We start from the raw sequence: 11,794 nt of genomic DNA, 5'->3' as shown, positions 1-11,794 counted from the left end.
ATTGTAGAAAGCTAATCAACCGTTGCTATTCATCCAGCTTCTACTATATAATAGCTATAGTCTACAATAATTGAGTCGTAATATGCGATTTTTTAAGACAATCGGTGAGAAAACGCTGAAATAAGCGGTATTAGTAGGAGGACACAAATGATTACAGTAAGTAACGTTAGTTTGCGTTTCGCGGATCGCAAATTATTTGACTCCTCTATAAAACCTATATAAACCCAGTTATAACAACCCCTAGTTTGCGGTTCTGCTTTATTGAATCGTAAACTGGGGGTTTTTTAATGGTTAAAAAAAGTAAAACGAAAAGAAATTTCAGATTGTCTATGGAAGAATTAGATGTTCTCGGAGAATTGGAAGCAGCTGAGGAATATATCGAGAGTTGGGAAGTGGCTTTTGAACTTTTTCACAAAGCGGGCATTTTAAAAGGATTGAGGGAAGCGACTTTATTTCACTATCAAGCCCAATTGAAATCACTTTTAAGGTCATTACCTGTTGGAATTAAGCCATACGAGGTAACGAAAGAACATATAGAGGATGCTATTGTATTCTGTAAAGTAAAAAGAAATTTGCAGCCATCAACAATCAACATTGTAATAAGGGCAAATAAAACATTTTTTAAATTTCTATTTGAGAACAAACACATCCCCATAAATCCAATAAAAGATATTAAAAAATTAAAAACTCGTACAAAAGAGGTTGAAGTTCTTACGCCAAAACAGCTTAAAACTTTACTTTCTAAGGTAGATAAAAAGACCTGGAATGGTATTAGAGATTATGCCATTTTATTAGTTTTAATAGAGACAGGATTAAGGCAAAATGAAATATTGAACCTTAGTGTATTAGATGTAGTATGGGAACAAGATTTACTATTAGTGAAACATACTAAAACTTATCATCAAAGAAAAGTACCAATTACAGATAACACCAAAAACGCACTAAAGCGATGGTTACTGATTAGAGGGGAAGTGTATACAAAAAGATTGTTTTGTGGAATATCTGGAAAGGCTTTAACAAATAGTGGATTAAGACAAATGATTTATAAGTATGCCAAATTAGCAAACATTCAATCTAGGTGTAGTCCTCATATTTTTAGACATACATTTGCATCCATATATTTAAGGAACGGTGGAGATTTATTTTCACTACAACAAATAATGGGTCATAGCGATATTACGATGACAAGGAGATACACGCATTTTATGTTTGACGATATAACAGAGTTACATAAAAAATACAGTCCATTAAGGAAATTAAGCGATTAATTAAACAGAAAAAAGTCCCCAGCGCCAACTGGAGACTCAAAACTATACACATCGAAACTAAATAACGGACAAGCCGTATCAGTCCGACCATCTACTTTGCATTCTATCGAAAAAATTCGAAGATTGCAAGGCGTCTTTAGTAATGTCTTTTTTAGGTACTGATGCGGTAAGTCAACAAGCGGAAGCCGTACCGCTATAAAAACGTAAAAGGGGAGCTAGACCGCCGCAAACACTAGCGCTATACAAACCAACGCATATCATTCCCCGTGCGTCGTATAGGTCTAGCCGATTGCGGGCATTGTACGGCAAGGGTGGAAATACGTTGTTACTACGGTAACAGGGTGTATCGAAAGATTTACGCACTATGGGACGTTTTGTAGTGTAGAAAGTCGATATTACGAGAAATCGTAAAGGACGGGGAATGCGTTACTAAAAACCTCACACAACGAGCCGACGCTAGTTGTTAACGCCTTACCTCTTATTCACATAGAAACTACGAAATTATGACGAAGTTTAAACGCTTCGTTATTTTTTTATCTATGCGAATAGGGGTGAAAACTGCGCCCTGCTTCCTACGACTTCCTCGCCTTTGCTAGTCGATGTGTCACCGCTTGTCAATAGTATAATTTCGGTATTAAACGTCACTAGCGGAAGTTAGCTGAATATCGGAGGGAAATACAGTAGCTATAAGAAGTGGAGGATTTACACATGCAGAAACGACTTAATATAAGACAATACGCAAAAAAAGGCGAAGACATAAACGCAACATTAAACAGAATAGCGATACTAGCTAAGAAAGAAGTGGAAGATTATTACACTGGAATATGCGATAATAAGTATGTAGAAAAAATTGAAGCGCATTACATACAGTTGATTGAAAACTTAGCCAACGATAACTGGCATGATATAAACAACGAAGTACACTTTATAGACGATTGTTTCCGTAGAATAAGATATGCGATCAGAACGTTTGATATAGATCGAGGGAACTTTGACAGTCGAGTAAAATGGTTATTGTATCAGAGTGTACGACAGTATTGCGGAAGTAGAGGAAAGAAGCGAGATGCGTTAACGTTGATCGGAGATACTAGCGTATTGGAAACGTTAGGAGATTGCATAGATAATACAGAAGAAAAAGCAATTTATAATGTAAGTACATACGAGGAGATTTACGCAAAGCTATGCGAGAAAGAAGCAGATATTTTGGTATTGGATGCAATGATCTATGCGGTAGAGAATTACGATAAAGTTTCAGAGAGATCGGTTTCCCGATTGTTATCTGAAAGGACTGGAAGATCGTTTGATTCTGCTAGAGGTGCGGTGAGAGGATTTAAGCAGAGGATACGCAAAAGGAATATTAGAAAGGGGGATATTGCATGAAGATAAAAATTAAAATAAAAAAGGGACGGAAACCTTCCGCAATTCTGTTAATAGTTGCGTTCGTACTTTTGATAGTTACGAAGATAATAGGGAACGTCATTATAGGAGGACTGGCGGTAGTGTTTGCAATGGCGGTAGCTGCATCGATTGTTACTGCTAGAGTTGGCGAGTTTATTAGTAAAAGGAAAGAAGAAGAGGACGTATAAAGGTTCGATTTAAGAAAGAAGGCGGAGGAAGTCTGTTATTCGATGAACGGTGCATACATGAATACATTCAAAATAATCATGCGTGAGAAATTGACGCACTGGACATAGTGAAGGGGATATCAAATAATGAATACATACAAATCAATTAAAAAAGTAATGTTAGTAGGAATCACGGCAACGGCGCTATTAAGTGGGTGCGGTGGTTCCAACGAAGGTAAATCTAACGAAAGTCAGTCTAACGAAGTCAATGCTGAAAAGTCATCGAAAGAAATCGCGCAGGAAATGTACGAAGCCGAAAAGAAATCGAAGGAAGTCGAAAAAGAACTGAATGCATTACGCGAATCTGAGAACAGTGAATTCCTTATTGACTTTAACATCAAAATTGACGGTAAGAAGCCGCAGAAACTAACATTTGACCTGCCGAATGAGGAAGGTAATTTATCTTTGGACGCATTTAAATCGCTAAAAGTCGGCATATCTCCGAAAAAGATCGCCGAAACGTTATCTAAAAATGTTAGTAATGCGTCATTTATGCGTATCAAACAGTACGGCAAGAAGTGGGAGGGTACAATGTACACATATGAGTACGAACATAACGGAATAGTAACTCAGATTGAAGTGTATTTCACTCACGAAGACGACGAATTGAAGTTATACGGCGCACGTCGTACGGAAATAAACCGCGCTAATGAGTCGAAACAAACGACGCTAGACAATAAACGCGGATTCATCGGACAAGGAGCGGACACGGAAAAGGAAAAGGATACACCTAAGAATAATCGCGTAGCAGATACGACTAGCGAAGGTGTTACGAAGTCTACTGACAAGCCCGCACCTAGTAAGGCGGATACACCAGCAAAGAGTGCGAAGTCTGCTATTCCTAACGATTATTGCGGACATGGACACGATGAAACGAAGCAAGAAGCGCACGGCTGCGACAAGATTATTGATGAAGAAGCGCACCAAAGGCATCTGCGACAACAGGAAGAGGAATACCGCAAACAGAAAGAGGCACAACAACGCGAAGAAGAGGCAAACCGCAAGTATGATGAAAACGGCACGGTGCTTTTAGATGATGGTACACCAGCGCTAACAGAGGCGGAAAAGGCAAGAATCCAACGTCAAGAAAAACGATGGAATACGCCTAGCGGTGGTATTGGCGATAAGTGGCAAGATGAAATGAAGGAAATGGAAGAGCAAGAAGCGAAGAAGGGTGCGCAACAATAACACATTACAACAGGCGGTGGGAACTGATTTTTGGTGACTGGTGGAATAGAAGGGGGATGTATGATTGACGAGTGGAACTTTACTGATATATTGAGATGATCAAATTAAATGAAAATTAAGTTTCGAATTTTGAACTGTTGAAACATAAAATTCAAAAATGATTTAAAGCATCTAAAAGACGACAATGTTATTCATAAAGATTGCAAATATAAAAGAAATGGAAGTACAGAAATGGCAAAACTTAAAGATTTAACAGGTGAAAAATTTGGGAAATTAACAGTTATGTATCGAACCGAGGACCATATTTCTAAAAATGGAAACAAACGCGTTGTTTGGCATTGTAAATGTGATTGTGGTAATGAAACAGATGTTATGGCTCTTAATTTAACTAGAAAGCATACTCTCTCTTGTGGTTGTGCTAGAATTGATGGAAGAAAAAAAATCAGTAGAGATATTAGTGGAGAGAGATTCGGTAATCTTGTTGGTATTAAGAAAATAGAAAGTAAAAATAGTGTAACAAGGTGGTTATTTCGCTGTGATTGTGGCAATGAAGTAGAATGTTATTTGTCTAATGTTACAACAGGTAAGACCAAATCTTGCGGGAAAAATTGTTCTCTGAAAGTTCATCTATTGGATAATAGAAAAGTCAAAGGTATAAGAACTGATTTTACAGGACAACAATTTGGCAGATTAGTTGTTATTGAAAAACTAGATGATGAAAACGGATATACACAGTTTAGATGCAAATGTGAGTGTGGTAATGAAAAAATAGCTAGAGGACATTATTTAAAATATGGTACAACAAAATCATGTGGGTGTTTGCACAAAGAAGTAGCAGGGATTACCAGTTTTGAAAATTTAGTAGGGCAGTATTTTGGAAAACTTATAGTAATAAAACAAGCTACGTCTAAATGGAATAAGTTACATTGGATTTGTAAATGTGAGTGTGGAAAAGAAGCTATTGTTAGTACAGGCGGTCTTAAATCAGGACATACAAAATCATGTGGATGCTATCAAGATGAAGTAGCAAGTGATACGCATTATGTTGATTTAACAGGTCGTAAATTTGGCAAATTGACTGTTATTGAGCGTGCTAAAAACTCTAATACAGGCATTGTAAGATTCTTGTGTACATGTGAATGTGGAAATTCAACAACTGTTATGAACAATCATTTGTTAGGCGGAAACATACAATCATGTGGATGTTGGAAATATTCACGACTTGAAGAAGATGTGGTCAGATATTTTGACAAAAAAGAGTATAAAAATAGTGTTGATTATGAATGTCAAAAAAAATTTGCTGATTTAACTGGAATAGGTAATAATCTTTTATCTTATGATTTTATAGTATATAAGAATAATGAGCCATATTATCTGATTGAATGCCAAGGACAACAACATTTTTATGCTGTGGATTACTTTGGTGGTGAAGAACAGTTTAAGAAACAACAAATACATGATAAATTAAAGAAAGAGTATGCAAATAAATTAGGGATTCCATTACTAGAAATTCCATATACAGTCGACACATACGTGAAAATAGCTCGGATTTTAGAAACTGCGGGAATATAAAAAATTGAGAAACGCAGATAGTGAAAACTCAAAACTGATCATCTAAAAATAACTTCTGATAACGATAATTATGTAAATGAGCTGTCCATATGGGCGGCTTATTGTATTTTTTGCTTAGCGTGGGGTTTTTCCGAAATGCTGGCGGTACTCCAGATAGAGTAATTTTAGATATCGCTCTTTATGATTCCGTGGAAAGTAAAAGTGAAATTGCTAGAAAATTAGCGAAGAAAATGGTGAGGACGTTTGACGGTGCCATGACTGCGGTGCGTCCGCTTGTTAGGCGAAATAGGGTGGTATAGGTCGGAAAATGTTAGCGAACGGAACCCGACTGCACCACTAGCCGTATGAGATTGACGAGCGAAGGGGATTGCGTAGATGATACAGAAGAAAAAGCAATCTATAATATAAATACATATGAAGAGATATACGCAAGAGGAAAGAAGAAGAGGGACATTAAGTCCCGTCTTAGTCACTAAGGGCGATTCGAGCTATATCACCAATCCTTATAACTTTATCTCCTGTTTTTCTCCCTGATATTTCATGCTCATATATATCAATTTTTTCTATGTGTGTCTTCGTTTCTGTAGTTCCTGCCATTCCGCCAATTCCAGCTACACTATTAGAAATTGCTTTTTGAAGAGCGGAAGGGTGGTATATTTTTTCGATTACTACCTTTTGACAAACCGCAAATTCTGAATATACCTCAGTAACCTTTAAAGTATCTTTTATGAAGTCAAGCGTCCCAAGTATTTTATTATCGTTAAATGGATCGGATATTTCATCTCCTTCTAAAAATATTTCAATATCATCCCCTATCGAAATATCTTCATTGAGTCCACCATTTATTACGATGCTAAATTCATCAATAATCTTAATTACCCTGAATGTTGTATAACTGCTCATCAAAATCCCTCTTTTCTTTATTTATTACCTCAATTGTTTTACTTTTCACATTCGTTGTAAGCACTCTTAATTCTTGATGTTTCTGTCCTCTGTATGAATCTTTTACATGAACTTCAAATTCAGTGATTAATACACCTAACTCGGGTAAGTCATGATGTATAAATAACTTTCTTTTATGTACAAAATTATCATACTTATCAATTGACTTATCGGAATCCCCTTTTTCGTTTTTTAGTTGAGTGAGTTCAGTATTTAAGGAAGTGAAACTTTTTTGAACTTTAGTTAGCTTTTTGTGTAAATATATTATTATTCCCAGTAAATAAACAGTGGATAATATGAATGTTAAGAGCAACTTCACAGTAATGCTCCATGAAGGATTAATGAAGCCTAGAACTCCAGCAAACGCAGGTAATATAGTTAAAATAAAAGTTAAGAACTGCTTCAATTCATTTCACCTCCTTTAATTATAAGTTTAATAGCTCACTGGCTTTCCCGCTCAAAATTATTATACATTTTTTCTTAGTATTATAATAATTATATATACTTTTTTTGAGTGAAATCGACTGTTTGTAGTCGAATGTAGCGGAGTGAATAGTTATCAATTAATTTAAACGTAATATTAAATATGGAGATGCATCCGTTTATATAAAAGTATAGTTAAGTGTAGCGAAATGAATCGGAATGTAAACTATACGATCAATCAACGCAAAGTGATCGAATCACTTACGCCTCTAAGCATCAGACGCATGTAAATGAACGTAAATAGGGTTGCGAGGGTTTACAATTTAGAGAAAAATTTCCGCATGAATTACGGTAGATTAACGTTGAGTTTTCGCCTTTATACTAGCTGGAAAGGGTCGAAGAAAGACCGCCTTCAAAAACCAGGGGGGCGGAAATCTATCGTTAAAATAAATTATGCAGAAATATAGTCGGCCGTAGAAGTCTAAGGGAGTGCAAAAAAGACAACGATATATTTTCGATGCCCTATCGCTTATAGTACGAATGTATTCAGATCGTTTTCAATTTCTTCGCTAGTAATTCCGATATAAGTCAATGTAACTTGCGGGTGACTATGATTTAATATCGTTTGAAGTTTCGCAACGTCCTTCGTTTGTTTATAGAACCAATAACCGAACGTTTTTCTCATCGTGTGAGTTCCGATGCTTTCCACTTCTGCGAATTCAGCGGCTTTTTGTAACTGTCGATATGCCTGCGTTGTCGTGATCGGCTTATCACCTTTTCTTGACGGAAATAACCATTCACTATCGTTAGTCTTCGCATAGGCTTGTACTTCTTCGTATATGTTTAATAGATTAACTTCACGGACTTTCTTTGTTTTTCCCTCTGAAACTTTTACGATCTTTCTACGAATAACATCCGATGTTTTCAACTTCAAAAGATCTCCGACACGTAATCCCGTATTAATACCGATAAGGAATAATATGTAATCTCTTTCAGAACAATGACGTTTCAAAGCCCACTTCATATCCTCTATTTGTTGTTTACTGCGGATTGGCTGCACGTCCTTAATTTGATTCATGTTTCTTTTCCTCCTATTATAAAGCCTCTATTTATAAGGATCTGAATGTACGTTTTTTTAATATATTTATAGAATATCATAGGAACGCGTACACATCAACAATAACAATAAAATGAATGTACGTTTTTATCTAAATTCATACATTCGACCAGGATGCGCATTGTATTACGAATAGGCCCATATATATCTGCACATTATCAGCGGACCAGGGCACACGCTCATATATAACCAGGCCCGTATATGTATCGACCAACAGGCCAGCACCTATCGACAATAGCCCGACATACATCCCCGTTATATCATGGCCCACCACGTGGGGCCGTACGAGTCTGCACAGTACGTTGTATATGTATATGAATATCTGTATTAGAAATAGAATAGAAAACATTCTCGAAGCAACTGGGAAGCCTGGTGGGTATCTGTCACGCTCTATCATATGCCAGCAACTGGGCTTATGTCTGTATGCTATCATGTCGCAGGCTGCTGCAATGCATCATGTTGTCTATCATCGTGAGTAGCTGCGGATCTTTCTTCGTTCTTCTTTCTTCTTATTAAAATATATTATCGAATCGAATCGATTCGAATTGTAATTGTTCTTTGTTTGTTGAGATCTTCTTTGATCAAGATCGTTCGAAGTTAGTTGCGCTCTTTCTTCTTATTAATATAATAGTTTGATCAATCGTAACTGAATCGAATTGCAATCGAATCGTAATTGATTTCGTTTGTTTAAATCATTCTTATTTTGCGTGAAAGAAATCAGCGAAGAAAAGTCTTTCTTGTTTCGTTGTCGCAGTCGAATCGAATTGAATCAGCAATGAAGCAAGCGGACCAGGCACGGCGATCCCGAATCGGAAAATCAGCCAATCCCCCCCAAAGGCCCAGCGATATCCCCAGCAGCAAGCGGCCAGAAATAGCGAGCACAATTTTTAAAGTCGGGTAGTTAGATCGCGCGCCAACTGTCGCAGCCTCTCACGAAGTAACGTCGAATCTATCGACTATAATTTTGCGCTATCTCCTTCGAAAATCCTTCGCTTATTCTTCGTTAAATATACGTATATCTATTTTAAGGCCTATGACACCTTTCTAACACGTTCCTAGTAATTTTGATTTGTATTAGATCGATAGATAACGTGAAATAGCGTCGAATCTCGTAATCCGTTTTCGCAGTCTATCGAATCTATTTTACCCAGGGCGATCATTTTGCGTTATTTCGTTAACCGTAAAAAAATTTCGCAGCAATTTTTTAAAACAGGCCCGTTTTTAACCCAGGTTCTAAATTTAGAGCGCCTATGTTTTTGTAAGACAAGAAACGCAAAATAAATCGTAAGGCCGAAGCCTAAAATGTATAGGCGATTGCACCTATATTAAAAGGCGGGCCGTCGGCGATTATTTATATAAAAGATCTTCTCTATTAATCTATAACTTTTTATGCGTAGAGTGAGAGTATTCTTTTTATACTCGAAACTCAAATGATTAAGTAAAGATGAATAGATTAAAGCTGAATAAAGTAAAGCTGAATTCCGTATATCATGTTAGCCATCAAAAGGCCAGCATGTTAGCCACAAGAAGGCCAGCATGTTAGCTATCAAAAGGCCAGCATGTTAGCTACGGCACACGAAACCAAAATAAAACAGGAGGAATCGACGTGAAACTAACAATAAAACAGATAGTAGAAAACGGAAAGTTAGCGAGACAGGCGACAGAAAAGCAGCCTCAACAACCACTATATGATAAAAACGATTTCACGGACGGATCTGGATTTATTAGAACGCCGTCCCAACTAAGGTATTACACGGATCTATACCCGTACGGAATTACAACCGATGCAATGTGGATATATCAGTTAATTATCGACTGGTACAACCACGAAGACGGATCGGCATATCCTTCACAATATGTTATTGCTCGCAGACTTCGAAAAAGCGTTGCGACAGTAAAGAAGCACATTTCAGCGCTGCGAAGTGTCGGTCTTATCAGCGTACAATCTCGCGGCATCGGTCGAAGCAATTTGTACTTACCACTAAAGCCGCTAGACAAGCAAACGATGTACGAGCGATTCCCACTGGCAAAGCAATTCGCCGATGAACATGAAGCGCTTATAGATAAATACGAAGGTATCGACAAAGCAACGATCGAGCCGAACAAGAAACGCCAGGATGAGAAAAAAGCCGAAGTGGCTGCGGAAAATAAATAAAACATACGGAGGAATTCAAATGAAAAACACTATCAAAAATCAATCAATCGTAAGAAACACAGAAAAGGGATTCGACATAATCAAAATGGATCGAATCAACATCGGAAAAAGAAAGAACAAGATAGAAAGATATATCGCTACACTATCAGACGGAACCCAGCGAAATTTCAAACGTTGTATAGGCGAATGTGGTGAAATGCTTACATACGAATCATTCCCGAATAATCACGTGACTAGGGACGGACATCTAAATGTATGTAGAAATTGTAGATCGGAATCGAGTCGTAAAAGACAAGCGAAATTAATGGCCCAGGTAAACGAAAACGAAAAACGTACATGCTCAGTATGTAATGAAGATAAGAGAATATCAGAATATAACACCAAGGGATATGGGTACCGAAAAGAATGCAAAAGATGCCAGTACAAAGAAGATAGACTACGAGCACATGCCCGAAAAAGTAGAAAACTAGGGTTACACGTAAAACTAGAAGGTGAAGGAATGGAGGAGTTTCGAAATATAGTAATGAATGCAGCTTGTATATTAACGGGAAGTTTCGAAAATGTATCGAGTGATCATATTATCCCGACGTCGTTAACAGGTGGAAGTCATATAAGTAACCTATTGCCGATCCGACGAGAACTAAACGCATCAAAAGGGGCGCTTCCATTCTTTTTATGGGTTAGAACGAAGAATTTCTGCGAAATCGCGAAAAAATACGATGTTAGGCCCGAACGAGTTGAATTTTTTATTGATCTTGCCGCAAAAAGTAATTGTATGACAAGCGATCAATATGAACGTTATACATTATGGGTTTGGAAGATGCAGCAGGACAAAGACACGAAACATATCACGGCGAATCCTACGTTTTCAGAGGCGAGCGACTACGGAACGGGGGAATTATGTGGATTTTCCCACGACGGGGCCGTGTATTATCGACCAACAGTAACAGACAAGGAAAGAGCTGAAATATATGCGAATTTCGACGCAGAACAAGCGAATTAATAAAAAGTTTCGTAAAAGTTAACCCGAATTCTGAGAAATAGGAGCCTATGTTTTTGTAAGGGAAAGCGAAATTGATCGGAAATATTACAAGCGTGTTACATATCGGAAATGAACGGAATTAGTAACCCCGATAGACGTCCATATGTAATAGAAGATCTTTTCCTTTTTCTGATTTCATAGTTTTGTTGGCTGCTGGTTTTTGGAAAGGCTGGCAGCCGTTTTCTCCTAATACATACGAAGGGGTGAACAACTAAGCTTGCTAAAAGCATATAAGAAACCATAAATTGATTAGCGGGGAAACCCGCAAAATAAAAAATAGAAATCGATGTTACTATATCGAAGTTATAGAGAGACTTCTTTGAACAAAAATTCTTCGAACATTTAAAAGGCGCCTTGTGTTTGTCGCCGCGGCGCCACGCGGTAGACATACGTTACACAGAAAAGCATACGTAAGGGAACGGCGGTGGCGGTTTAGTGGTTTTTCCTTCGCTGCGTCTCCTT

Annotated in this window: 11 protein-coding genes; 8 read left to right on the top strand and 3 right to left on the bottom strand. The window is 37.5% G+C overall.

Annotated features, from left to right (window positions below):
• Window positions 1-287: 287 nt before the first annotated feature.
• The 6 genes from BWGOE10_RS14210 to BWGOE10_RS14185 all read left to right on the top strand — a co-directional run bounded on the left by BWGOE10_RS14210 (window position 288) and on the right by BWGOE10_RS14185 (window position 5,952).
• The gene (locus BWGOE10_RS14210) at window positions 288-1,268 is read left to right on the top strand and encodes a tyrosine-type recombinase/integrase (protein ID WP_002189969.1); all 981 of its coding nucleotides are present in this window, start codon (window positions 288-290) and stop codon (window positions 1,266-1,268) included.
• Window positions 1,269-1,976: 708 nt separating this feature from the next.
• The gene (locus BWGOE10_RS14205; protein ID WP_002185604.1) at window positions 1,977-2,648 is read left to right on the top strand and encodes a hypothetical protein; all 672 of its coding nucleotides are present in this window, start codon (window positions 1,977-1,979) and stop codon (window positions 2,646-2,648) included.
• Entirely contained in the window at window positions 2,645-2,854 is a 210-nt protein-coding gene (locus tag BWGOE10_RS14200; RefSeq protein WP_070143568.1) for a hypothetical protein, read from the top strand. The genes BWGOE10_RS14205 and BWGOE10_RS14200 overlap by 4 nt, the downstream gene beginning before the upstream one ends.
• 126 nt (window positions 2,855-2,980) lie before the next feature.
• Window positions 2,981-4,081 carry a hypothetical protein gene (locus BWGOE10_RS14195; protein ID WP_070143566.1) on the top strand — a complete coding sequence of 367 codons (1,101 nt, stop codon included), beginning with the start codon at window positions 2,981-2,983 and terminating at the stop codon, window positions 4,079-4,081.
• 231 nt (window positions 4,082-4,312) lie between these two features.
• Window positions 4,313-5,653, top strand: a complete 1,341-nt coding sequence (locus tag BWGOE10_RS14190; RefSeq protein ID WP_070143563.1) for a hypothetical protein — start codon at window positions 4,313-4,315, stop codon at window positions 5,651-5,653.
• A 110-nt stretch (window positions 5,654-5,763) separates the two neighbouring features.
• Window positions 5,764-5,952: a hypothetical protein gene (locus tag BWGOE10_RS14185; protein WP_131798966.1), complete on the top strand. Its 189-nt coding sequence runs from the start codon at window positions 5,764-5,766 to the stop codon at window positions 5,950-5,952.
• 166 nt (window positions 5,953-6,118) lie between these two features.
• On the opposite strand, the gene BWGOE10_RS14180 is transcribed toward BWGOE10_RS14185, so the two are convergent.
• From BWGOE10_RS14180 to BWGOE10_RS14170, 3 genes are all read right to left on the bottom strand, one after another.
• A complete protein-coding gene (locus BWGOE10_RS14180) occupies window positions 6,119-6,556 on the bottom strand; it encodes a hypothetical protein (protein WP_070143560.1) in 438 nt (145 codons plus the stop codon).
• Window positions 6,525-7,001, bottom strand: coding sequence for a hypothetical protein (locus BWGOE10_RS14175; RefSeq protein WP_070143558.1), 477 nt, complete (start codon window positions 6,999-7,001; stop codon window positions 6,525-6,527). Before BWGOE10_RS14175 ends, BWGOE10_RS14180 begins: the two co-directional genes overlap by 32 nt.
• 546 nt (window positions 7,002-7,547) lie before the next feature.
• Window positions 7,548-8,096, bottom strand: coding sequence for a tyrosine-type recombinase/integrase (locus BWGOE10_RS14170; protein ID WP_070143556.1), 549 nt, complete (start codon window positions 8,094-8,096; stop codon window positions 7,548-7,550).
• Window positions 8,097-9,741: 1,645 nt separating this feature from the next.
• Here BWGOE10_RS14170 and BWGOE10_RS14165 point away from each other — a divergent pair.
• Window positions 9,742-10,290 (top strand): helix-turn-helix domain-containing protein, encoded by a 549-nt coding sequence (locus tag BWGOE10_RS14165; RefSeq protein ID WP_070143551.1) that lies wholly within the window; start codon window positions 9,742-9,744, stop codon window positions 10,288-10,290.
• A 19-nt stretch (window positions 10,291-10,309) separates the two neighbouring features.
• Window positions 10,310-11,293 (top strand): hypothetical protein, encoded by a 984-nt coding sequence (locus tag BWGOE10_RS14160; RefSeq protein WP_070143549.1) that lies wholly within the window; start codon window positions 10,310-10,312, stop codon window positions 11,291-11,293.
• The last annotated feature ends 501 nt before the right edge of the window (window positions 11,294-11,794 follow it).

The sequence above is a fragment of the Bacillus mycoides genome, from assembly GCF_001757995.1.
Taxonomy (GTDB): Bacteria; Bacillota; Bacilli; order Bacillales; family Bacillaceae_G; genus Bacillus_A; species Bacillus_A mycoides_B.
This window is presented reverse-complemented; position numbering and strand designations above follow the sequence as displayed.